The organism is Pseudomonas reinekei, assembly GCF_001945365.1.
GTDB lineage: Bacteria > Pseudomonadota > Gammaproteobacteria > Pseudomonadales > Pseudomonadaceae > Aquipseudomonas > Aquipseudomonas reinekei.
The window spans coordinates 22,422-45,415 of the sequence record NZ_MSTQ01000030.1; the positions used below are offsets into that span (position 1 = coordinate 22,422).

Sequence of the window (22,994 nt, forward strand, 5' to 3'; positions counted from 1 at the left end):
CCTGAAGCGCCAAGGCCCCGCTCCCTTCGAAAGGAGCGAGGCCGAGGCGCCGATCATGGACTATGCCCGATCAAGCGTGCGTCGGGTATTCCCGCGCATAGCTCTCGCGGAAATGCCGGCAACCCCGCCACAGTAGCAGCACGGTCAGCGCCGACGCACCGGCGATCACCAGCGACATCGAAGAGCCCACCGCCGCTGGCGTCCCGAAGTAACGGTCGGTCAACAACGCCACGAGTGTGGTGCCCAACCCCAGCCCCAGCAGATTGCTGATCAGCAGGAACACCGCCGAGACCTGGGCGCGCACCTGATTCGGCGCGAGGATTTGCATCGCCGCCGTGGACGCCGGCATCGGGAACGAGGCAAAGAACATCGCCGGCACCAACAGCGTCACCGACAGCCACAGCTGATCGACTTGCGAGAACATCACGGCCGGAACCGCCATGCCGAGGGCACCGATGACGCCTGTGCGCATGGCGGCGTCCTGATGACCTTTTTTGGCCAGATAATCGGTGAGCCAGCCACCGAACAGCACGCCGGTGGTGTTGGCCACCAACAGCACGGTGCCGAGCATGTAGCCCGCCTCCATGGGCGACAGGCCGAACTTGCGGATGTACAGCGCCGGGCTCCAGCTCATCAGGCAGAACAGGGCCATGGCATAAAACGAAAAGCCCAGGTAATGGCAGGTAAAGGTGGCACGGTGGCGACCGAGAAAACGCAAGCCATCGCTCAACCCGACCTTCTTCGCCCGCCCCTGTGCATCGACCTGCAGGCCTTTGCGCGCCGGGTCACGCACGGTGAGCCAGATCAGCAAACCAACGACGATGCCGGGCAGTCCGACAATGAAGAACGCCAGCTGCCAGGCTTTCATCGCACCGAGAAACGCCACCTCGATGGTGTTCATGTCCTTGAGCATCGCGATCACATAGCCGCCCACCAGGAACGCAAGACCACCACCGACGAAGGAGCCGATCGAGTAGATGCCCACGGCGCGGCCGAGTTTTTCCTTGGGGAACATGTCGCTGAACATCGAGTAGGCAGACGGCGACAGGGCCGCTTCGCCGACGCCCACGCCAATGCGCGCGAGGAACATGTGCAGGAAGTTCTTGCTCAGGCCGCAGGCCGCTGTCGCCAGGCTCCAGAACACCACGCCGACGGCGATGATCTTCGGCCGGGAGAAGCGGTCGGCCAGATAGGCGATGGGCATGCCCATGAAGGCGTAGAACAACGAAAAAGCCAGCCCGTGCAGCAAGCTGAACTGGGTGTCGCTGATCTGCAGGTCGGCTTTGATCGGTTCGATCATCAGCGCCAGGATCTGCCGATCCACGAAGGAAAAGATGTACGCGATCATGCACAGACCCACCACGTACCACTCGTAAAGGTAAGTCTTCTTCTGTTGCTGCAGGACCGCGTTATCGACCTGGATATTCACTAGTGTTTGCTCCTTTTGGAATCCGCTCATGCGCGCAGCGCACCGGGTGACGGTGCACTGGGCACCGACTGGGAAGTTGCGGGGCAGATGTAAAGGATGATGGGTTCGATCATGGTCAGGCCTCTTATTGTTATGGTGTCAGCACGCTTACCAGAACTTCCAGGTGTAGGTCGTGGCGACGCGGAATTCGTTGTAGTCGTAGCCGAATTTCTGTTTTACATCGATGTTGCGCAGGTCCAGCCCGAGGCCTTGCAACGGTCCACTCTGCACTACGTAATTAAGCCCCAGGAAGCGTTCGCTTTCTTCGTTGTCGCTCAGGTTACCGCCACGGTCCCAGTTGGTGCCCTTGGTGTAGCGGGTGAAGAACTTCAGCCCCGGCATGCCCATCCCGGCAAAGTCATAGCTGTAACGCGCCGACCAGGACTTTTCATCCGGACGGACAAAGGCCAGAGACGACCAGTGCACCAGGTAAGGCTGCGGAATATAGCCATTCATGGTCGGGAACACGCTGTCACCGAGCATGCGCTGGTAACTGACGCCAAACATGTGAGCCCCCTTGAGCAAGCTGAACAAGGCACCGTAGGAGCGGTTGTCGACCTCGCCGTTTAGGGCATTGCCGTCTTCATTGTTATTGAAGTAGCGCAAGTCGGTTTTGAGTTTGTAGCCGTTGCCCAGGTCAGCCATATGCATCAGGCCGAAATAGTGCTGCTGATAAATATCGTGCAACACGCCGTAGAAATAACTGACTTGCAGGTTTTTGCTGATGTCGTAGGTTGCGCCGCCAAAATCCAGGCCGTCACTGTCGAGGTTATCGGTAGAGCCAAACTTGTACAGCTTCTCGTGATTGGAAGATTCCCGCGTCGCGGCCGACCAGAAACGGCCCCCGGTCAGCGTCAATCCGTCGACTTCCCTGGACTCGACCACAGCGCCCTGATAGATGGTATCCAGCTGACGGCTTGGGTCATCGAACGCCACCGGCAATTGCGGGCGAAGATCACCGACCTTCAACTCGGTCTTGCTGTAACGCATCTTCAAAGTGGCACCGGCGCGGCTGTAATCATCGGCTGTCTGCTGATCGCTCACGCTGTACGGCAGCGAACCGTCGTTGCCCGACGAATCCAGGCGCAGGGCGTATTGCGCATCGACATCCAGGCCGATGGCCAACGCCGTGTCGGTGTAGCCGGAGGTGAATTGCGCATCGAAACCCTGGGACCAACTGTGCACTTCGGAATCCGGTGCATTGGTATTGGTGTAGTTACGGTGCAAGTAGAAGTTACGGGTATCCACTTTGAAGTGACTGTCATCAATGACATCGGCCTGTGCCGCCAAAGGCGAACAGATCATCCCCAGCACGCCGGCCATACCCAGCCCGCGGCAAGATTGCTTTACATGATGCATCTAACATCTCCACATCTGTATGTGCTCTGGGCACTGTATTTATAGGAGCAGTGTCAAACTAAAAGTCGCCGGGAACTTGAGGGGCAGATACATGCCACTTTCCGGCGCAAAGCAGGGGAGATGCAGGGGACGTTTGAATCGCGCATTACCAAGGCCTCTTGTTGTTATGGGGTAAACCGCCAGACGGATTGCATGGAACAATCCGTGGCGACGACACGCCTCTTGTCTACGCAAGGTAAGTCAGTAGACGCCGCGCCGGTATTAAGACGAACAGCATCCGAAGGGGGGAAAACGCCAAGGCAGGTAAAGGTTTCCCTTAGTCGAACCGGGAGCGGAACGTCACGAGGGCGGGTGGCAAGTGCTGGAATCAGCGTGTTGCAAGCGAGGCAATGACCCCGGTCGAGGCAAAAAAAGGGTGACCGAGCGCGTCGGGTTGCGGCTTGTCAAAAACGACAAAAGCACCCGAAGGTGCTTTTGTCATCAGTGCGATTAACGGGAGACAGACGTTACATTGGCCCGCGCCGCGTGCAGCTTTTTGTAGCTGTCGATCAGGCGCTGGTGTCGGTCGAGCCCCTCGAGCTTCATGCTGGTAGGCGTCAACCCGTAGAAGCGCACCGCGCCCTCGACCGAACCGATGGCGGCGTCCATCCGCTCGTTGCCGAACATCCGGCGGAAGTTGGCTTCGTAGTCTTCCAGCACCAGGTCTTCGTCCAGCTTCATCTCCAGCAGCACATTCACCGCCTGGTAGAACAAGCCGCGTTCGACGGTGTTGTCGTTGTACTGCAGGAACATCTCCACCGCCTCTTTCGCCTCTTCAAATTTTTGCAGGGCGAGATAAATCAGCAGCTTCAACTCCAGAATCGTCAACTGACCCCAAGCGGTGTTGTCGTCGAATTCGATGCCGATCAGCGTGGTGATGTCGGTGTAGTCATCCAGTTCGCTGTCTTCCAGGCGCTTGACCAGTGCTTTCAGGCCGGCCTTGTCCAGGCTGTGCAGGTTCAGAATGTCAGCGCGGAAAAACAGGGCTTTGTTGGTGTTATCCCAAATCAGATCGTCGACCGGATAGATCTCCGAATAGTCCGGCACCAGAATGCGGCAGGCGGTGGCACCGATGTGTTCATACACCGCCATGTACGCTTCCTTGCCCATGTTTTCGAGAATGCCGAACAGGGTCGCGGCTTCCTCGGCATTGGAGTTTTCACCCTGACCGGAGAAGTCCCACTCGACGAATTCGTAGTCGGAGCTGGCACTGAAGAAGCGCCACGACACCACACCGCTGGAGTCGATGAAGTGCTCGACGAAGTTGTTCGGCTCGGTCACCGCGTGCCCTTCAAACGTCGGTTGAGGCAGATCGTTCAGGCCTTCGAAGCTGCGGCCCTGGAGCAGCTCTGTAAGGCTGCGTTCCAGCGCCACTTCCAGGCTCGGGTGGGCGCCAAACGAGGCGAACACGCCGCCGGTGCGCGGGTTCATCAAGGTGACGCACATCACCGGGAATTCGCCACCCAGGGACGCATCCTTGACCAACACCGGGAAGCCTTGCTCCTCCAGCGCCTGAATCCCGGCGAGGATCCCCGGATACTTTGCCAGCACGTCGGCCGGCACATCCGGCAGGGCAAACTCGCCTTCGATGATTTCGCGTTTCACCGCGCGCTCGAAGATCTCCGACAGGCACTGCACCTGCGCTTCGGCCAGGGTGTTGCCGGCACTCATGCCGTTGCTCAGGAACAGGTTTTCGATCAGGTTGGACGGGAAGTACACCACCTCGCCGTCCGACTGGCGCACAAACGGCAGCGAAACGATGCCGCGTTCTTCATTGCCCGAGTTGGTGTCGTACAGGTGCGAGCCACACAACTCGCCATCGCGGTTGTAAATTTTCAGGCAATAGTCATCGAGGATTTCGGTCGGCAGCTCATCCTTCGGACCAGGCTGGAACCAGCGCTCGTCCGGGTAATGCACGAACGCCGCGTTGGCGAGCTCCTCACCCCAGAACTGATCGTTGTAGAAGAAATTGCAGTTCAAGCGTTCGATGAATTCGCCCAGTGCCGACGCCAGCGCGCTTTCTTTGGTGGCGCCCTTGCCATTGGTGAAACACATCGGCGAGTGCGCATCGCGGATGTGCAGCGACCACACATTGGGAACGATGTTGCGCCACGAAGCGATTTCAATCTTCATGCCCAGGCCGGCGAGAATGCCCGACATGTTGGCGATGGTTTGCTCCAGCGGCAGATCCTTGCCGGCGATGTAGGTGCCCGCCTCTGACATCGAAGCAGGCATCAACAATGCCTGGGCATCGGCGTCGAGGTTGTCCACCTCTTCGATCACGAACTCAGGCCCGGCCTGCACCACCTTCTTCACCGTGCAACGGTCGATGGAACGCAGAATGCCCTGGCGGTCCTTGTCGGAGATATCCGCCGGCAACTCGACCTGAATTTTGAAAATCTGGTTGTAGCGGTTTTCCGGGTCAACGATGTTGTTCTGCGACAGACGGATATTGTCGGTGGGAATGTTGCGGGTCTGGCAGTACAACTTCACAAAGTAAGCCGCACACAACGCCGACGAAGCCAGGAAGTAGTCGAATGGACCCGGTGCCGATCCATCGCCCTTGTAGCGGATGGGTTGATCGGCCACCACGGTGAAGTCATCGAACTTGGCTTCAAGTCGAAGGTTGTCGAGAAAATTGACCTTGATTTCCATGCGGGATTACCAGAATACGAGCTAAACGAATGGCGGCCATTATCCGGCTTTTCCGCCGCAAGTCTTGTGCTTTTCGGTAATGGCCGCAGCGCGTTGCGAAAGCGCTGCGGCGAGGGGCATCAACCCGACGTTTGCATCACCGCCGCCTCGCGGCCCTTGAACGCCAGGGAGAAACAGACAAAGATCGCCAGGGCAAAACCTGCCGGGAACAGCCAGATGTGCTTCCAGTCGTGGCTGCCTGCGGTGGTCGCATAGTGATCGGTCACCTGCCCCGCCACCCAGAAACCGATCAGCATGCCCAGGCCGTAAGTGGCCAACGTGATCAAGCCCTGGGCTGAACTTCTGAATCGTTCCGAGGCTTTGGCGTCGGTGTAGATCTGGCCCGAGACGAAGAAGAAGTCGTAGCAGATGCCGTGCAAAGCGATGCCGGTGAACAGCATGAAGGCCAGGTCGCCGTTATTGCCGTAGGCAAACAACAGGTAGCGCAGGGCCCACGCCAACATGCCCACCAACAGCGCAAGCTTGATGCCAAAGCGATGAATGAACAGCGGCAGAAGCAGCATGAACAGCACTTCGGAGACTTGCCCGATGGCCATCTTCGCCGTGGGGTTGGTCACGCCGATTTCCGCGAGGAACGGGTTGGCATTCTGGTAGTAAAAAGCCAGTGGAATGCAGATCAGAATCGAGGCAATGAAGAACACCAGATAGCTGCGATCCTTGAGCAGACCCAGCGCGTCCAGCCCGAGCATTTGCTTGAGCCCGCCACGCCCCGCTTCCGGCTTCAAGGGCGCAGTGCGTGGCAAGGTGAAGCTGTAGAGCCCCAACAGCAGCGAGGCGATGGCCGACATCAGGAACGTATTGCGCAAGCCGCCAGCAGAAATCGCCGCTTGCGAATCCCAGGCGAACACAAAACTGATCACCACACCGGCCACGATCCAGCCGATCGTGCCCCACACGCGTATGCGCGAAAACTCCAGCGCCGGGTCGCTCATTTGGCGGAATGCGACCGAGTTCACCAGGGCCAGGGTCGGCATGTAGATCATCATGTAGGCCAGCACATACGGGTAAAACGTGCTGAAGTCCGGCGCGCGGTACAGCTGAAACAGCAACACCGCGCCGATCAGATGCAGCACCGCGAGGATGCGCTCGGCATTGAAGAAACGGTCGGCAATCAGCCCAATCACAAAGGGCGCGATGATCGCACCCCAGGACTGGGTCGAAAACGCCATGCCGATCTGCCCGCCCGTGGCGCCCAGATTGCTGGCAAGGAACGTACCGAGGGTGACGAACCAGCCACCCCAGATAAAGAACTGCAGGAACATCATTGCGCTGAGTCGCGCATTCATCAAAGTCATCACAGTCACCGTCTTATTGTTGTTTTTTAGCCGCAAGGGACCCGCATCAGGCGTCGGGCAACCCCAGCAATCGCCGGTTGAAACGTTCATCAGCAGACACACCGGCGAAATCGTCGAAGGCCTTGCGCGTCCTGGTGATCATGTGTCGCTCGATGAACGCCGCACCTTGCGCGGCACCCTGCGCGGAATCTTTCAGGCAGCATTCCCACTCGAGCACGGCCCAACCGGAAAAGTCGTATTGGGTCAGTTTGCTGAAGATCGATTTGAAATCGATCTGGCCGTCGCCCAACGAGCGGAAACGCCCCGGCCGCTCGACCCAGCCTTGATAACCGCCGTAGACACCGGATCGGGCATCGGGGCGGAACTCGGCGTCCTTGACGTGGAACATACGGATGCGGTCGTGGTAGCGGTCGATGAACCCCAGATAATCCATTTGCTGCAACAACAGATGGCTCGGGTCGTAAAGGATCGCGGCGCGGGGATGGTGATTGACCGCCTCGAGAAAACGCTCGAACGAAGCGCCGTCATGCAGGTCTTCGCCGGGGTGAATCTCGTAGCACAGGTCGACACCCGCGGCCTCGAAGCAGTCGAGGATCGGCAACCAGCGCTTGGCCAGTTCGGCAAAACCTTGTTCGACCAGACCGGCCGGACGCTGCGGCCACGGGTACACGTACGGCCAGAGCAATGCGCCGGAAAACGTCGCGTGCGCCTTCAAGCCCAGGCGCTGACTCGCGCGTGCAGCCAGTTTCAACTGCTCGATGGCCCACGCGGTGCGCGCCTCAGGCTGGCCGCGCAGATGCTCCGGCGCGAAATCATCGAACAGCGTGTCGAACGCCGGGTGCACCGCCACCAGTTGGCCTTGCAGGTGGGTCGACAATTCACTGATCTCGACTCCCGCCGCGGCGCATACCGCTTTCAATTCGTCGCAGTAGCTCTGGCTGTCGGCGGCGCGTGCGAGGTCGATGAACTGCGTTCCCGACGTCGGCAACTGGATGCCCTTGTAACCCTGGGAGGCCGCCCATTGGGCGATGTTGGCCAAGGTATCGAACGGGGCCTCGGCGGACATGAACTGCGCAAGGAAAATACCCGGGCCGCGCAGCCCGGATGAGATTTCGGAGGGAGTGGTCACGGAAGTCTCCAGGGTCATGGGGTGCAGACCAGTTCGGTCCATTTGCTGTCGCCGCGATGGTTGGCGATGACGGTTTCGATGAACGCCATGCCACGCAAACCGATGTTGATGCCGGGTACGCCGGGGGCATCGTGGCCGGTCACCTCGCCACGAATCGCACTGGCAAAATCGCCGTAAAGATTGGCCATGGCTTCGAGATACCCCTCGGGATGCCCGGCGGGCAGGCGCATGCGCTGACTGGCGGCTTCGCACAACCATGGCTGGCCGACGCCGGAACGCAGGATGCGCAACGGCTGATCGAAAGCGCGATGGACCAGGCTGGCGGGTTCTTCCTGCCGCCATTCCAGGCCGCCCTTGTCGCCGTAGACCCGGATTTTCAGCGGGTTCTCTTCACCCGCGCAGACTTGGCTGGCGATCAGCACACCACTGGCGCCATCGGCCATCTTGAACAGCATCGAGGCGTCATCGTCCAACTGCCGGCCTTCGATGTGCACGCCCAGCATCGCGCACAGGTGCTGGATGGGTTGGTCGGCGACAAACTCGGCCAGGGAAAAGGCATGGGTGCCGATATCACCGATGCATCCGCCCACCCCGGACTGCTCCGGCAGATCACGCCAGGCAGCCTGCTTGTTGCCCTGCGCGGCCACGTCCTGGCTCAGCCAGCCTTGGGGGTACTCGACAATCACCTTGCGCACCGCACCGATCACCCCGCTGCGCACCATCTCCCGCGCTTGCCAGACCATCGGATAGCCCAGGTAAGTGTGGGCCAGGCCATAGAGACGATTGCTGCGAGAGACGACGTCCTTGAGCGCCAGCAGTTCGGCCAGATTCAACGCCGCAGGTTTTTCGCTGAACACGTGAAACCCTGCACTCAGTGCCTGGCTGGCCACCGGTGCGTGCAGGTGATTGGGGGTGACGATGACCACCAGTTCCATGCGCTGCCCAGCGGGCAAGGCGCGCTCGGATTCGATCATCTGCCGCCAGTCGCTGTAACAGCGTGATGCCGACAGGCCCAGTGCCGCGCCGGTGTTTTGGTTGTTTTCGGCATCACGGCTGAACGCACCGCACACCAGTTCAAAGCGCCCATCGAGCCCGGCGGCCTGACGATGAGCCTTGGCAATAAAGGCCCCTTCACCGCCTCCGACAAATCCCATTCTTATTTTTGGCACGGCAGCGTTCATTCACTTGCTCCCTGATTGATGCGGATGTCAGGTAGTAATCCAGTCATGATGTAACCGGTTACATCGTGGCGGAAATTTAGGCGCTGTTGGGTGACGTGTCAAACCCCGGTTTAGCGTCCACGAACATTTCAGCCCATGGCCGACCTGCGGTAAGCTCGCTGGCCGCGCTGTTTGAAAACGAGGTGGTCTTGTCCAATATCCGCGAAGTGGCCCGGCTGGCCGGTGTCTCGGTGGCCACGGTGTCCCGAACATTGAAGTCGCCCGAGCGTGTGCTCCCCGAAACCCGGGACAAGGTCAACGCCGCCGTGGAACAGGCCGGTTATCGACCGAACCTGATGGCGGTGCAGTTTCGCTCGCGCCGGACCGGCAACCTGGTGATTCTGGTGCCGGCCATCGCTAACACTTTTTTCGCCCGGGTCATCAGCGGGGCGCAACAGGCCGCGCAGGTGGCTAACTATCGTTTATTGCTGTGCGACACCCAGGGTCGCGAGGAAATCGAACGGGAGTTCGCCGAGCTGGTGTACAACCATCAAGCCGACGGCGTGATCCAGTTACGCGCCTACGACCCGTTCCAGACACCCTTCCCCAGCGCCGAGCTGCCGCCCATCGTCAACGCCTGCGAAGTCATTCAGGGCGGTCGCCATCCGACCATCAGCCTCGACAACCGCGCCGCGGCCAAGGCCATGACCGAACACTTGATCGGACTCGGTCACCGCCGCATCGGCCTGATCAAAGGCCCGAAAAGCAGCCCTCTGACCCGCGATCGCGTGGCGGGATATCAGGATGCGTTGCAGCACGCCGGCATTGCCTGCGACCCGGAATTGATCTGTCACGGTGATTTCAGCCTCAAGGCCGGATATGACGGCGCGGCAGCGATGCTTAAACTGCCTGATCGTCCCACTGCACTGTTTTGCGAAAACGATGAGATGGCCATCGGCGCGCTCAAGCACCTCAAGCAACAGGGGCTGCGCGTTCCGCAGGATGTGTCGCTGGTGGGGTTCGACGATATCCCGTTCGCGGCCTATTGCGACCCGCCGCTGACGACCATCGCGCAACCGGCCGAAATGTTCGGCCAGAAAGCCGTGGAAATGTTGATCGCGCTGATCGAGAAGAAGCCGTTGGCGCAGCGGCATGTGGTGTTGCCGTTCGAGCTGACGTTGCGCCAGAGCACGGCCGCACTCAAATAACCCACCCTGCAGGCGCCGGCTTGCTGACGCCTGCAGGGGGATTTGTGTGTCAGTCGCGGAATTGCGTCAGTTGCTGGTTCAAGGAACCGGCCTGGTCGCGCAGTTGCTGGGACTGATCGAGCAGGCTGCGAATCGCCTGGTCGTTTTGCTCGGAGATTCGGCTGACGCCCTGGATCGCTACCGACAATTGCTCCCCGGTTGCAGCCTGGCTTTGAGTCTGGCGCGCCACTTCGCTGATGCGCGCGAGGATATCCTGGGCATGTTGGCGAATCTGATCCACGCCCTGGGCAGACGTGGTCAGCTGCACCACGCCCTGGCGTACCGCTTCGCCGACCTGCTGCACGTTGGCCACGGTGTTGCGCACGTCCGAACCGATGGCGCCGATCATCTCGCCGATTTCACCGGTCGAGCGGCTGGTACGTTCCGCCAGTTGCCGCACTTCGTCCGCCACGACGGCGAACCCTCGGCCCTGCTCACCTGCCCGCGCCGCTTCGATCGCGGCGTTGAGGGCCAGCAGATTGGTCTGATCGGCGATGCTGCGGATCACCGCAATGATCCCGGCGATCTGTTGCGAACGTTTTTCCAGATCGCCCACCGCGCCCGCCACCACGTCCATGGTCTGGTCGATGTGGGTGATGCCGGCCAGGGTCTGGCTCATGTCGCCGGAAATGTGGGTGGTCAATGCTTCGGTGTTGCGCGCCAGTTGTTCCACATCCTCGGCTTGCTGGGACATCTCGGTCACAGAGTGCGCCAGCGCCGTGACGCCGCTGGCCATTTCTTCGGTGGCCGTGTGTTGCGACGTCGCACGTTCGGCCACCGCTTGCGTGGTATCGCCCAGGTGATTGGAGATCTGCATCAGTGCCGTGCTGCTCTGTCGAATCGAGCCCACAAGATTCCCCAGACGCTGAATGAATTGGTTGAACGCCCCGGCCAGTTTTCCGGTTTCATCGCCGCTGCGCTGTTCGAAACGCAGCCCCAGTTCTCCACCCCAGGCCTGGATACCGACCGTGAGCCCCGACAGCGGACGAATCTGCCACGCCAGCAAATGCCACAGCACGATGGCCAGCAACAGCAAGGCCACCAGGCCAATGATGACCGCGGTGTAAAGAAATTGATTGATCCCGGCCATGGCTTCGGCCAGCGGATAAGCGACCATCAGGGCCCAGTTGTTTGGCGACTTGCCGATGTGCACCGGTTGCAGCACATAGCCCCAGCCATCGTGCTCGAAGCTGTAAGACCGGCCGGCCTTGATCGCGTCTTTGGCGGCTGCTGGCAACTCGTCGGCAGGCTGACTCAAACGCTTGGCATCGGGATGGCTGGCGTACAGGCCGTCGCTGGAAATCAGCGCGCCATAGCCTTTGTAGGCATCGATGGTCGAGAGCTGGCGGGTGATGCTTTCAAGTGGGATATCGACCCCGGCCACACCCATCGCTTTGCCCCCTTGCAACAGCGGCACCATGATCGACACCAACATCACTTTCTGTCCGCTGCCGATGCCGTAGGCATAGGGTTCGGAGGCCCACGGCTGGCGTGAACGCAGCGGTCGGTAGTAATACTGGTTGTCAGCATTTTCCGGCACGTAACCGCTCAATACCTCGGACTTCACGCTGCCACTGGCACGGTTCCAGTAGGTCAGGTAGCGGCCCGTGGCGTCGTGATTCGGCTGGTTGGCAAACTCACTGTCCTTGCCGTCGAACGCGTTCGGTTCCCAGTATTGGCCCAGCCCCAACAGCTTGGGATTGGCTTCAAACAACTGGCGAGTCATTGCATCGGCGGTTTTGCGGTCGACCTGCTGTTGCTGCATCGCGATGGCGACACTGGCCAGGGATTCGGCCACGGTAAAACCGACACCCAGTTCAACTTCAACTTCTTTGGCGTTGGCCTTGACGATGGTATCGACCAGGGCAAACGTTTCTTTTACGGATGAGCCATAGGCGATGTAAGCGATGGAGCCCAGCAGCAGTGCCATGACGACAACGGTACCAATCAGCGCCGTCCAGAACAGTTTGAAGTGCAGAGAGCGATTAGACATGAACATTCTCGAATGAGCGATTCGTCAACCAGCAAACAGACCACGCAAAAACGAGGGTGCCGCAGCCCTGCTGGCAGGTAATTTATAGTTGATATTATTTTGCCACTATATCGAGGCAAACACCTCCGACGCAACACAATTGAACACTTGATCAATATTAAAAACGGCGAAGAAAAACCGAGGCGATAAATAGCCTCGACACGTTCATCACAAACGTGTCAATGCGAAGGAAACAGGCGGGGTAGACGGTTGCTTAAAGGCATTCCTGTGCAGCGCGTTCGAGCCGCGATGGGCCGAAAGTCGACGCCAGCAAGGTACGTTCATACAGGAACACCTTGCCCTTGTACGCCTCCAGAACATCGTTGGCCGCGACCTTGCTCGAAACCACAATCCGATAGCTGCGCGAGGTTTCCGAGACGGTGGCGTGTAGCGCGCCTTCATGCAGTTTTGGCAACACACACTGAGCGTAATCCTCAGGCGCTTTTTTCGTCTGCAAGGTCAGCGTCGGGTCGTTTGGCGTTGAGGCACAACCTACTAAAAGCAAGGGTGCGAAAAGCGCCAGTCGAGTCAATTTTTTCATCGCGCCGGTTCCGGTAGAAGCGTTTCAGATGGGCGCGATTTTCCTTGTTTGCCGCCAGCAACAGAACTTGTGATGGGTGATGGTCACTATTACTGGAACGAATAGTTGGCGTTAACACATCGATGATCCGAAGCCTGCGGCGGGGTCTCACTGTTCGAGCTTGTCGGCCACCGCCCCGCGCTTGCCCTTGAAGGCTTCGCGCCGTGTCGCGCGCTCTTCGACGTAAGCTGGTTCAGGTTCGCTGATCAACGTTTCGCGGCTCAGCAACTCACCGCAATGTCCGCACAACGGCCCCAGCCCTGCAGGCTGGCCGCAGGTCTTGTGGGTGTAACGCACGGCCAGGCCTTCATCCGCGGATTTGCACCACGTCTCACCCCAGGCGCGCAACGCTAATACCACCGAGTAAAACGCCTCACCCTTGGCGCTGAGGTGATACTCGTAGCGCGGGGGCCTTTCGCTGTAGGCGCGGCGCTCGACCATGCCGTCAGCCTCCAGGCTTTTAAGGCGCGCCGCGACCATTTGCGGGGTGCCGCCCGTCTGCGCCTGAATCTCGTCATAACGATGATTGCGCATGAACAATTCGCGTAAAACCAGCACGGTCCAGCGATCGCCGACGATGTCCTCGGCCCGCGCAATCGGGCACAACGTTTCAGGACTATTCTTCTTTACCGCCATACGGGCTTGCCTCTTTCCTGGTTACTATGATTATCATATTAACACCATGCCAAGGCAATCCCATGGCATGGGTCAGTCTAAATCCCTGGAGAATCAGTCATGTCCAACGCAGCCTACCCGCTTGATCGGACCGCTTACCTGCTGGTCGATCCCTACAACGACTTCCTGTCCGAAGGCGGCAAGATCTTCCCCCTGCTCGAACCCATCGCCAACCAGGTCGGCCTGCTCGATAACCTGCGCAGCCTCGACCGCACCGTCCGTGCCCTCGACATCCAGGTGGTCATCGTACCGCACCGTCGCTGGGAACAAGGCGACTACGAAAACTGGGATCACCCCAGCCCCACCCAATGCAAGATCCAGCACATGCATCACTTCGCACGTGGCGAATGGGGCGGCGAATGGCATCCAGACTTTGCGCCGCAGGACGGCGACATCATCGTTCAGGAGCATTGGGGTTCCAGCGGCTTTGCCAATACCGACCTGGATTTCCGGCTCAAGCAGCAAGGCATTACCCACGTGATCATCGTCGGCTTGCTCGCCAACACTTGCATTGAAGCCACTGCCCGTTACGCACAGGAACTCGGCTACCACGTCACCCTGGTGCGCGACGCCACCGCCGCTTTCAAGCCGGAAATGATGCACGCCGCCCATGAACTCAACGGTCCGACGTACGCCCATTCGATTGTGACGACCGAGCAATTGATCGCCACCCTCAAGTCGTGAGCTGAAAATGAAACTGACCGGAAACCTGTTAATCGGCGCCAACGAAGTCCCCGCCAGTGCCGGGACCATGAAAGCGCTTAATCCCTCGACCAATCAACTCATCGAGCCGGACTTCGCCTTCGGTGGCGTGGTGGAAGTGGACATGGCGGTGAACCTCGCCGATGAAGCGTTCGATCAGTACAGCCATACCTCGCTGACTGAACGGGCGGCCTTCCTCGAGCGCATCGCCGATAACCTCGATGCAGTCGCCCTGCCCTTGGCAGCACGGGCCGCGCTGGAAACCGGCCTGCCCGAGGCGCAACTTCAGGGCGAAGCGGCGAAGGCCGCGACCCAGTTCCGTCAATTTGCCGAAGTGGTGCGCAAAGGCCGCTTCCTGCAACTGGCCATCGATCCAGCCCAGCCCGATCGCCAGCCACGACCGCGCATGGATCACCGCTTGCAGAAAATCGCCCTCGGCCCGGTGGCCATTTTCGGCGCGAGCAACTTCCCCATCAGTTACTCGGTGGCCGGTGGCGATACCGCCTCGGCACTGGCGGCCGGCGCGACGGTGATCGTCAAAGCGCACAACGCCCACCCTGGCGCTTCGGAGATTCAGGCAAAGGCCATTCGCAAAGCCGTGCAGGACAGCGGATTGCCTGAAGGCGTGTTCTCCATGGTGCGGGGCGGCGGCAATGCCATCGGCGAGGCGTTGGTTGACCATCCGCTGATCAAGGCCGTGACGTTCACCGGTTCCGAACAGGGCGGCATGGCGCTGTATCGCCGCGCTCAACGGCGACCTGAGCCGATCCCGGTATTTACCGAGATGACCAGCGTCAACCCGACATTCATTCTGCCCCGGGCAATGACTGCTCGCGGCGCGCAGATCGGTGACGGATTCATCGAACGCATGTTGGTCAACGTCGGCCAAGCCTGCCTCAAGCCGGCGATCCTGATTGCAATCGAGGGCGACGGCTTCGATGCGATGCGCGCGGCCATGATCAAACGTGTGGCAGATGCACCAGCGCGTCCTATGTTGACGCCGGGCATTCACGCGTCCTACCTCAACGGTCTGGACCAACTGCAAAGCGCTGGCGCCCGATCGGTGGTTGAAGGCTCGGCAGCGGTGGCGGACCTGGACGGCCAGTCAGCCTTGCTGGAAGTGGACGGCGAACGCTTCCTCAGCGAAGCGGCCCTGGCACACGAAGTCTTCGGTCCGGCAGCGCTGCTGGTGAAGGTAACGGATCAAGCGCAAATGCTCGCGGTGGCTCGTGCACTGCGCGGTCAATTGAGCGCGGCCATGCATCTGGAAGAGGACGATTTTGAGCTGGCCCGCCGATTACTGCCGATTCTGGAACGGCGGACCGGACGGATCGTGGTCAACGCGTTTGCCCATCCGCAGGAAGTGTCATACGCGACCATTCACGGCGGACCGTTTCCGGCATCGTCAGACAGCCGCTTCACCTCAGTGGGCATGACGTCGATCGAACGCTTTTTGCGTCCGTTGTCCTATCAGGGCTTCCCTGATGCGTTGTTGCCGGAGGTCTTGCGTGACAGCAACCCTTTCGGAGTGCCGCGCAGCGTGGACGGTCAGTAAGCCCATACAGAAATCCGGCGCAACGCAACCGCAGGGTTACGCCGGGCGTATGTGCATGCCATGCACCTGATTGCGACCGTTGCGCTTGGCTTCATACAGTCCGTCATCGGCGCGGGTCACCAGGCTTTCCAGACTTTCACCGGGCTCAGCGAAGGCGACACCAAAAGACGCGGTGATGGTATCCAGCACGGTATCGGTGCCGCGCGCCTTGATCCGCAACGATTGCACTTTCAGGCGCAGTTGCTCGGCGAAGGCACGGGCGCCGGCCAGATCGGCGCAGCCTTCCAGCACGACGCAGAACTCCTCGCCGCCGTAACGTCCGGCGAACGCATTGGCGGGCAGCGCGGCGCGCAACACCTGCCCGACATGCTGCAAAACGCGGTCGCCCAAGGGGTGGCCGTACTGATCGTTGAATTGCTTGAAATGGTCGATGTCGAGCATGACCAGCGCCACGCCCCGGGAGGCATTGCCCAGCGCTTGCTCCAGCAAACGCGTAAACGCCGTGCGGTTGAGCAGTTCGGTCAGCCCATCGAGGGTCGCCGCCCGTTGGGCGCGCTCCAGCTTGTCGCGCAGGGTCTTGATTTCGTTTTGCGCCGACTGCAACTGGCCGAGGAAGTGTTCCTGCTGGCTCTGCATAACGCGGGTACTTTGCTGCAGCTCATTGAGAATGCCCGGCAAGCGGTCACTGGCCGGTTCGTCGAGCATTTCCAGGCACTGGCCCAAGCGGTTCTGGAAGTTCTGGCTGCCCATCACACTGCGCGAAACGTCGCGCTCCATGCCATCAACCAGACTGAAGACCTGTTGCTGCCCGGCGCGAACGTCTTCGAGTTCGTCACGAATGATGTATTCGCGAAACAGCCGGGACGCGGATTCCGGAGGGCAACCGTCGAAGTCGCGGAGAACCCTGTCCAGGTGCCGGTTGAGCTCCGGATCCTGACCTTTGCTGTAGGTGTACCAGAGCGCGTAATGCACAGGATTGGGTGGAATGTTATGGCGAACCATCAAGGGGACGGCTTGCTTGAGCAAAGCCGCTGCCTCGCGGGAGTCTTCCGGATACAGCGCTAGAACATTCGCACGCGATTCTGATTGGCTCATGGCATCACTGTAGTTATTAATCGATGGCATTCAGACGACGCGCAGAGCATACCGATACCCCCGACAAACGGCTATCCCGCTTTGGTTTGGGAAGTCATGGGCAAATGGCAATTCCTACAGAATTTTCATGCTCAAGCACAACAATCAACATTATTTGTCATAAAAAGATGTCACAATGACACTACACCACTGCCGTAAAGATTCGGCGGTCACGAAAAACGTCGGCAGCGTGAGAAAACGCCATGTCCCTGAAAGCGCTGTTCATTTACTGGCCACTGTTGTCCATCGCCACTGCCGCCGTGCTGTGTCGCCTGATTCACAACGCCAAACTGGCTGATCGTGCACTGCAAGCACAACGGCGAGACTCCACGCCTCGCGAATGCAAGGTTGAGGCTCAGCGTTCGCACAGTGATGATGACTCGGATCGCCTTGCGGCGTGATTCGACAGTTTTACAACATCGCGCATAAAAAACCGGCCTGTTCAGGGCCGGTTTTTTTTATTCACTCAACAACACTTCGGTCCAGCCTTGCTGCCGTAACGGGCCTCCTGGCGTTCACGAAAGAACGCCTCGTAGTCCATCAGCGGCTTGTCCGGATGTTTGGTCTGCATGTGCTCGACGTAGTTGTCGTAATCGGGCATGCCCACCATCAGGCGTGCGGCCTGACCGAGGTATTTGCCGAGTCGACTCAGGTCATTGAACATGATCAGGCATCCGGCAGCGCTTGGTAGGGCGCTTCTTTATCCGTGCGTTCCTTGGTGCCCCAGGCGGCGATGCCGACTTTGAGGGCAAAGAACAGGATGCTGAACACCACGAACAGGAACAAAGCGGTCAGCGTTGCATTGGTGTAAGCGTTGAAGATCACGTGCTGCATCTGGTCAACGCTCTTCGCCGGGGCCAGCACCTGACCATTGGCCAGCGCATCGCTGTACTTCTTGGCCAGGGCCAGGAAGCCGATTGCCGGATTGGCGTCGAACAGCTTAATGAAGCCTGCGGTGGTGGTGCAGATCAGCAGCCAAACAGCCGGCAGCAACGTCACCCAGACATAACGCTGGCGTTTCATCTTGATCAGCACGACGGTGCCGAGCATCAGCGCGATACCGGCCAGCATCTGGTTAGAGATACCGAACAGCGGCCACAGGGTGTTGATGCCACCCAGCGGATCGATCACGCCTTGGTACAACAGATAACCCCACATCGCCACGCAACCAGCGGTTGCCACCAGGTTGGCGGTCCAGGATTCGGTGCGTTTCAACGCCGGTACGAACGAACCAAGCAAATCCTGCAGCATGAAACGACCGGCACGGGTACCAGCGTCGACTGCGGTGAGGATGAACAGCGCTTCAAACAGGATCGCGAAGTGGTACCAGAACGCCATGGTGTTTTCACCCGGCAGCACGCTGTGCAGGATCTGCGCGATACCGACTGCCAGGGTCGGCGCACCACCGGCACGGGCCAGGATGGTGGTTTCACCGATGTCATGGGCGACCGCTTGCAGCGCTTCCGGGGTGATTGCAAAGCCCCAGCTGCTGACGGTTTGCGCGACGGTAACAGCATCGGCACCGACGACGGCGGCCGGACTGTTCATGGCGAAGTACACACCCGGATCGATCACCGAGGCAGCCACCATGGCCATGATCGCCACGAACGACTCCATCAGCATGCCGCCGTAACCGATGTAGCGGGCATGACCTTCACTGGCCAGCAACTTCGGCGTGGTGCCGGAAGCAATCAGCGAGTGGAAACCGGAGACCGCGCCACAGGCGATGGTGATGAACAGGAACGGGAACAGACCGCCCTTCCATACCGGTCCGGTGCCGTCGACGAACTGGGTCAGCGCCGGCATTCTCAGCTCAGGCATGGTCACCAGAATACCGATGGCCAGGGCGACGATGGTGCCGATTTTCAGAAACGTCGAGAGGTAGTCTCGCGGTGCCAGGATCAGCCACACCGGCAGAACCGCAGCGACAAACCCGTAGCCGATCAGCATCCAGGTAATTTGCACACCGGTGAAGCTGAACGCCTTGGCCCACACTGGATCGGCAGCAATCTGCCCGCCCAACCAGATCGAACCCAGCAGCAGCAATACGCCGATGACGGAAATTTCACCGATACGGCCTGGACGGATGTAGCGCATGTAGATGCCCATGAACATCGCGATCGGGATAGTCGCCATGACGGTGAACATGCCCCACGGGCTTTCAGCCAGGGCTTTGACCACGATCAACGCCAGCACCGCAAGGATGATGATCATGATCAGGAAGCAGCCAAACAGCGCGATGGTGCCGGGAATGCGGCCCATTTCTTCGCGGACCATGTCGCCCAAAGAGCGACCGTTGCGGCGGGTGGACATGAACAGGACCATGAAGTCCTGAACGGCACCGGCCAGCACCACGCCGGCGATCAGCCACAGCGTGCCGGGCAGATAGCCCATTTGCGCCGCCAGAACCGGGCCCACCAGTGGTCCGGCACCGGCAATGGCCGCAAAGTGGTGACCAAAAAGCACGTGTTTGTTGGTCGGAACATAGTCCAGACCATCATTATTGAGTACAGCGGGAGTGGCGCGATTGGGATCCAGCTGCATCACTTTATTGGCGATGAACAGGCTGTAATAGCGGTAGGCAACAAGGTAGATGGCAACAGCTGCGACGACGATCCACAGGGCGTTGATCGCTTCGCCGCGGCGCAAGGCCACGACACTCAGCGCAATCGCTCCCAGGACAGCCACGGCAAACCAGCCGAGGTGTTTAGCCAGACGGGGCATAGAGGGTCTCCTGCCGACAGCTCGTGACTGCGGCGGTAATTTTTATAATTGTGTCCGCTGTGCGGAGCTGGCCCAATATCCGCGCATGCCGTCCACAAATAAATCCGCGTTACTACGTACGCGCTCTCTACGTAGTTCTACGTAGACGGGATGGATCCCACAGGGTTGGTCTTTCAACCCCATGGCATCCCGCTCACCGGTCATTCCGTCCAGCCGCGCTACTGGCCCACCCTCGCTTTGGCATATGATGCCGAGCCTTCGCCCTCCCCGGCCCCGCCAGGATTAGAGATGCAGCTCAAACACAAGATCGTCGCCCTCGGGATTCTGCCGCTGGTGCTGGCCATTGCCGTCATCTGCGCGCTGGTGATTTCCCTGAATCGCCAACTCGGTGATCAGCAGGCTCAGTTGATCGAAGACAGCATTCTGGCGAGCAAACGCGCGGAACTGAAAAACTACGTCGAAATGGCGCAAAGCCTGATCGAGCCGCTTTACGACGACGGTCACGGTGACGTCCACGCCCAGCAAAAAGTGCTCGAAGAGCTGCGCAAACTCAGTTTCGGTATCAACGGCTACTTCTTCGTGTACGACCACGAGGGCCGCAGCTTGATGCACGCGCGGCAGTCGGAACTGGTGGGCAAATACCTCTGGGACATGAAAGACCCTCATGGCCTTCCGGTGATCCAGGCCTTGCTCAAAAGCGCGCAGTCGGGTGAAGGCTTTCAACGCTATGCCTGGAACAAACCGTCCTCCGGTCAAGTGACCGACAAGCTGGCCTACGTGGTGATGCTCGATCGCTGGGGCTGGATGCTCGGCACCGGCATCTACCTCGAAGACGTCGAGCGCGCCACCCAACAGGCCCGAGACGAAGTGGCGATGGGCATCCGCAAGACCATGATGGCGATTGCCGTGGTCGCCCTCGTCGCGGTGCTGTTCGTGTTCGCCACTGGCATGACCCTCAACGTCAGTGAGCACCGTCTGGCGGACAAAAAACTGCAGCGCCTGACCCAGCGTATCGTCAGCCTCCAGGAGGAAGAACGCTCACGGGTATCCCGCGAGCTGCATGACGGCATCAGCCAGGTGCTGGTCTCGATCAAGTTTCAGTTCGAACTGGCCAGCCATCTGCTGGAAAACGGTCAGGCTCACGACAAAGGCCTGAGCACGTTAAGAGACGCCACCGAACGGCTGGGCGAAGCGATTGGCGAGGTGCGCAGCCTTTCTCACGACCTGCGCTCATCCTTGCTCGACACCCTTGGCCTGTCGGCGGCAATCGGCCAATTGGCCGCGGAATTCGAACAGCGCAGCGGACTCACGGTGACCTATGACGACAATGAGTTCGACTGTCAGCTGGTGGATGGCGCCGCTGTTGCGTTGTTCCGCATCGTGCAGGAAGGCCTGACCAACATCGAACGTCATGCCGGGGCAAAAAACGTTTCCATTACCCTGCGCGGCTGTGAACAATCCGTGCGGCTGACCGTGGTCGACGACGGTGTGGGTTTCAACGTCGCCCAGGTCGAACGGCGTCACGCCGGCATCGGCCTACGCAATATCCGCGAACGTGTCGAGCATTTTGGTGGCCGCTTCGAACTGATTTCGATGGCGGGACGCAGCGAGCTGGATGTTCTGCTTCCGATGCAACTGCCCACCCGCCAACGCTGATACCCCTGAATAACAAGAGCGAAGCCTTGCATGAACCTGCCCTCCCCGATCCGCGTTGCCCTGGTCGACGATCACTCCCTGGTCCGCGATGGCATCAAGGCGCTGCTGGCCGTCATGTCGCCACTGGAAATGGTCGGCGAAGCGGAAAACGGCGCACAGGCCATCGAGATGGTTGGGCGCTGTAAGCCGGACCTGCTGCTGGTGGACATCAGCCTGCCGGACATGAACGGCCTGGAGTTGACCCGCGTGTTGCGCAGTCAGTACCCGTCGCTCAAGGTGCTGATGCTGAGCATGTACGACAATTACGAATACGTCAGTGAGTCGGTGCGTTCCGGCGCCAGCGGCTACGTATTGAAGAACGCCCCCTCACGGGAAATCATCGCGGCCATCGAAGCCATCACCAGCGGCGGAACCTTCTACAGCGCCGAAATCGCCCAACGATTGATCGCCGACAGGAACACTGACAACGAACTCACACCGCGGGAAAGCCAGGTGTTGGCGAAAATGGCCCAGGGCCTGAACAACAAGGAAATGGCCCGGGAACTGGACATCAGCGTGCGCACCGTGGAAACCCATCGCCTGAGCATTCGCCGCAAACTCAACATCGACAAGCCAGCGGCGCTGGTCAAATACGCCCTGGATCACGGGCTTATTTCTCGCTAACCCAAAGAACCCCGCAGGAGCCGGCTTGCTCGAGGCATCGAAATCGACTGGCCTTGCCACAAGAAGTGTTTCTGCTCGATCACGCCATTAACAACGGACTGCTTACCGACCCGCCGTCCCAGGCTGTCGTATCGATAAAAACCACTGCTTTCCAGCTTGCCGTTGACCAACGTCTCGGCCCGGACCAAGCGGTTTTCGCAGTCATAAACAAACGTCTGCAGTTTGCCCATGCCACTGCGTTTTTCGATCAGGTTGCCCCACGCATCGTAGGCATATTCCTGATCCCGCCAGCGTTTGAGGCGGTTGTCTTTGACGTGGTCAAACTGGCTGGTGTTGAAATTCAGCCGGTTCGCTGCAGCGTCGTAGCGGAATTCTTCGCTGTCGACAAGCTTGCCGGTGTCGCGGCTGTGCAACTGGCCGTTGGCTTCGTACTCGTACTTGATCTCGCCGCGCAGTTTGTCGAGGGTGCGGGTCAACTCGCCGGCCGGGTCGTACTGGTGACGGCGGTGGATCGGGTTGTAGGCGTGCTCCACCAGCAGGTCGGGCTGGATGCCAGGGTTGTGAACTTTTGAGAGTTTTTCCGCTGGCAGGCGCGAGGCGAACTGCCAGCTCTTGCGGCCCATGGCGTCGTAGCCGAAGCAGCTGGTGAGTGCGCCTTGGGTGCGCAGGACTTCGCGGTGCAGGTCGTCGCGCTCGATGTCGCTGATCAACTGTCCGTCGAGGTTGAGTTGGTGGTAAGCGCTCCATAAACCCCACCTGTTCAAAAATAGGCGGCGCGCTTAGCTAAGCGATGCGGGCGAGCAGTTCCACGGCAGCAAGGCTTCGTAATCTTCAACCGAGGTTGCCTGTGGCAGGCGCTCA

17 protein-coding genes and 3 pseudogenes are annotated in these 22,994 nt (G+C 59.7%); 6 read left to right on the plus strand and 14 right to left on the minus strand.

What is annotated here, in order from left to right:
- Positions 1–70: 70 nt before the first annotated feature.
- The 6 genes from BVK86_RS28045 to BVK86_RS28070 all read right to left on the minus strand — a co-directional run bounded on the left by BVK86_RS28045 (position 71) and on the right by BVK86_RS28070 (position 9,186).
- Complete coding sequence (locus BVK86_RS28045; protein ID WP_075949479.1) at positions 71–1,429, minus strand: spinster family MFS transporter; 1,359 nt, start codon at positions 1,427–1,429, stop codon at positions 71–73.
- Between the two features lie 147 nt (positions 1,430–1,576).
- A complete protein-coding gene (locus tag BVK86_RS28050; protein ID WP_075949480.1) occupies positions 1,577–2,827 on the minus strand; it encodes an OprD family outer membrane porin in 1,251 nt (416 codons plus the stop codon).
- Between the two features lie 489 nt (positions 2,828–3,316).
- On the minus strand, positions 3,317–5,521 hold the full coding sequence (locus BVK86_RS28055; RefSeq protein WP_075949481.1) for an OsmC domain/YcaO domain-containing protein: 2,205 nt from the start codon (positions 5,519–5,521) through the stop codon (positions 3,317–3,319).
- Between the two features lie 119 nt (positions 5,522–5,640).
- A complete protein-coding gene (locus BVK86_RS28060; protein ID WP_075949482.1) occupies positions 5,641–6,876 on the minus strand; it encodes a nucleoside permease in 1,236 nt (411 codons plus the stop codon).
- Positions 6,877–6,922: 46 nt separating this feature from the next.
- Positions 6,923–8,023, minus strand: coding sequence for a sugar phosphate isomerase/epimerase family protein (locus BVK86_RS28065; RefSeq protein ID WP_075949483.1), 1,101 nt, complete (start codon positions 8,021–8,023; stop codon positions 6,923–6,925).
- A complete protein-coding gene (locus BVK86_RS28070; protein WP_075949484.1) occupies positions 8,020–9,186 on the minus strand; it encodes a Gfo/Idh/MocA family protein in 1,167 nt (388 codons plus the stop codon). The genes BVK86_RS28065 and BVK86_RS28070 overlap by 4 nt, the downstream gene beginning before the upstream one ends.
- Before the next feature lie 188 nt (positions 9,187–9,374).
- Between BVK86_RS28070 and BVK86_RS28075 the strand changes: the two genes are divergently transcribed.
- Positions 9,375–10,373 carry a LacI family DNA-binding transcriptional regulator gene (locus BVK86_RS28075; protein WP_075949485.1) on the plus strand — a complete coding sequence of 333 codons (999 nt, stop codon included), beginning with the start codon at positions 9,375–9,377 and terminating at the stop codon, positions 10,371–10,373.
- Positions 10,374–10,422: 49 nt separating this feature from the next.
- On the opposite strand, the pseudogene BVK86_RS30650 reads toward BVK86_RS28075, so the two are convergent.
- The 4 genes and pseudogenes from BVK86_RS30650 to BVK86_RS28090 form a co-directional block, all read right to left on the minus strand.
- A pseudogene (locus BVK86_RS30650) lies at positions 10,423–10,959 on the minus strand (methyl-accepting chemotaxis protein); the annotation flags it as partial.
- A 324-nt stretch (positions 10,960–11,283) separates the two neighbouring features.
- A pseudogene (locus tag BVK86_RS30655) lies at positions 11,284–12,411 on the minus strand (cache domain-containing protein); the annotation flags it as partial.
- A gap of 247 nt (positions 12,412–12,658) precedes the next feature.
- Positions 12,659–12,985 carry a hypothetical protein gene (locus tag BVK86_RS28085; RefSeq protein ID WP_075949487.1) on the minus strand — a complete coding sequence of 109 codons (327 nt, stop codon included), beginning with the start codon at positions 12,983–12,985 and terminating at the stop codon, positions 12,659–12,661.
- A gap of 147 nt (positions 12,986–13,132) precedes the next feature.
- Positions 13,133–13,660, minus strand: a complete 528-nt coding sequence (locus BVK86_RS28090; RefSeq protein WP_075949488.1) for a winged helix-turn-helix transcriptional regulator — start codon at positions 13,658–13,660, stop codon at positions 13,133–13,135.
- A 99-nt stretch (positions 13,661–13,759) separates the two neighbouring features.
- Between BVK86_RS28090 and BVK86_RS28095 the strand changes: the two genes are divergently transcribed.
- Both BVK86_RS28095 and BVK86_RS28100 read left to right on the plus strand, forming a co-directional pair.
- Positions 13,760–14,383, plus strand: coding sequence for a cysteine hydrolase family protein (locus tag BVK86_RS28095; RefSeq protein ID WP_075949489.1), 624 nt, complete (start codon positions 13,760–13,762; stop codon positions 14,381–14,383).
- Between the two features lie 7 nt (positions 14,384–14,390).
- Positions 14,391–15,956 carry an aldehyde dehydrogenase (NADP(+)) gene (locus BVK86_RS28100; protein ID WP_075949490.1) on the plus strand — a complete coding sequence of 522 codons (1,566 nt, stop codon included), beginning with the start codon at positions 14,391–14,393 and terminating at the stop codon, positions 15,954–15,956.
- A 36-nt stretch (positions 15,957–15,992) separates the two neighbouring features.
- Here the strand turns inward: BVK86_RS28100 and BVK86_RS28105 are convergent, their stop codons facing one another.
- Positions 15,993–17,051, minus strand: a complete 1,059-nt coding sequence (locus BVK86_RS28105; protein ID WP_173668855.1) for a GGDEF domain-containing protein — start codon at positions 17,049–17,051, stop codon at positions 15,993–15,995.
- Between the two features lie 242 nt (positions 17,052–17,293).
- On the opposite strand from BVK86_RS28105, the gene BVK86_RS28110 reads away from it, so the two are divergent.
- A complete protein-coding gene (locus BVK86_RS28110; protein WP_075949492.1) occupies positions 17,294–17,491 on the plus strand; it encodes a hypothetical protein in 198 nt (65 codons plus the stop codon).
- Positions 17,492–17,556: 65 nt separating this feature from the next.
- On the opposite strand, the gene BVK86_RS28115 is transcribed toward BVK86_RS28110, so the two are convergent.
- Positions 17,557–17,754 carry a YbdD/YjiX family protein gene (locus BVK86_RS28115; RefSeq protein ID WP_034150399.1) on the minus strand — a complete coding sequence of 66 codons (198 nt, stop codon included), beginning with the start codon at positions 17,752–17,754 and terminating at the stop codon, positions 17,557–17,559.
- 2 nt (positions 17,755–17,756) lie between these two features.
- A complete protein-coding gene (locus BVK86_RS28120) occupies positions 17,757–19,814 on the minus strand; it encodes a carbon starvation CstA family protein (protein ID WP_075949493.1) in 2,058 nt (685 codons plus the stop codon).
- Between the two features lie 288 nt (positions 19,815–20,102).
- Here BVK86_RS28120 and BVK86_RS28125 point away from each other — a divergent pair, with 288 nt between their 5' ends.
- Positions 20,103–21,470 carry a cache domain-containing protein gene (locus BVK86_RS28125; protein ID WP_075949494.1) on the plus strand — a complete coding sequence of 456 codons (1,368 nt, stop codon included), beginning with the start codon at positions 20,103–20,105 and terminating at the stop codon, positions 21,468–21,470.
- A gap of 30 nt (positions 21,471–21,500) precedes the next feature.
- Positions 21,501–22,133, plus strand: a complete 633-nt coding sequence (locus BVK86_RS28130) for a response regulator (protein WP_075949495.1) — start codon at positions 21,501–21,503, stop codon at positions 22,131–22,133.
- A 50-nt stretch (positions 22,134–22,183) separates the two neighbouring features.
- Here the strand turns inward: BVK86_RS28130 and BVK86_RS28135 are convergent.
- Positions 22,184–22,867: pseudogene (locus BVK86_RS28135) on the minus strand (RHS repeat domain-containing protein); the annotation flags it as partial.
- Positions 22,868–22,994 lie beyond the last annotated feature (127 nt).

Bases quoted from the DNA above. Each gene is read 5' to 3' on its own strand.
- BVK86_RS28050 (WP_075949480.1), bottom strand. From the start codon at position 2,827: ATGCATCATGTAAAGCAATCTTGCCGCGGGCTGGGTATGGCCGGCGTG.
- BVK86_RS28055 (WP_075949481.1), bottom strand. From the start codon at position 5,521: ATGGAAATCAAGGTCAATTTTCTCGACAACCTTCGACTTGAAGCCAAG.
- BVK86_RS28060 (WP_075949482.1), bottom strand. From the start codon at position 6,876: ATGACTTTGATGAATGCGCGACTCAGCGCAATGATGTTCCTGCAGTTC.
- BVK86_RS28065 (WP_075949483.1), bottom strand. From the start codon at position 8,023: ATGACCCTGGAGACTTCCGTGACCACTCCCTCCGAAATCTCATCCGGG.
- BVK86_RS28070 (WP_075949484.1), bottom strand. From the start codon at position 9,186: ATGAACGCTGCCGTGCCAAAAATAAGAATGGGATTTGTCGGAGGCGGT.
- BVK86_RS28085 (WP_075949487.1), bottom strand. From the start codon at position 12,985: ATGAAAAAATTGACTCGACTGGCGCTTTTCGCACCCTTGCTTTTAGTA.
- BVK86_RS28090 (WP_075949488.1), bottom strand. From the start codon at position 13,660: ATGGCGGTAAAGAAGAATAGTCCTGAAACGTTGTGCCCGATTGCGCGG.
- BVK86_RS28095 (WP_075949489.1), top strand. From the start codon at position 13,760: ATGTCCAACGCAGCCTACCCGCTTGATCGGACCGCTTACCTGCTGGTC.
- BVK86_RS28100 (WP_075949490.1), top strand. From the start codon at position 14,391: ATGAAACTGACCGGAAACCTGTTAATCGGCGCCAACGAAGTCCCCGCC.
- BVK86_RS28105 (WP_173668855.1), bottom strand. From the start codon at position 17,051: ATGAGCCAATCAGAATCGCGTGCGAATGTTCTAGCGCTGTATCCGGAA.
- BVK86_RS28110 (WP_075949492.1), top strand. From the start codon at position 17,294: ATGTCCCTGAAAGCGCTGTTCATTTACTGGCCACTGTTGTCCATCGCC.
- BVK86_RS28115 (WP_034150399.1), bottom strand. From the start codon at position 17,754: ATGTTCAATGACCTGAGTCGACTCGGCAAATACCTCGGTCAGGCCGCA.
- BVK86_RS28120 (WP_075949493.1), bottom strand. From the start codon at position 19,814: ATGCCCCGTCTGGCTAAACACCTCGGCTGGTTTGCCGTGGCTGTCCTG.
- BVK86_RS28125 (WP_075949494.1), top strand. From the start codon at position 20,103: ATGCAGCTCAAACACAAGATCGTCGCCCTCGGGATTCTGCCGCTGGTG.
- BVK86_RS28130 (WP_075949495.1), top strand. From the start codon at position 21,501: ATGAACCTGCCCTCCCCGATCCGCGTTGCCCTGGTCGACGATCACTCC.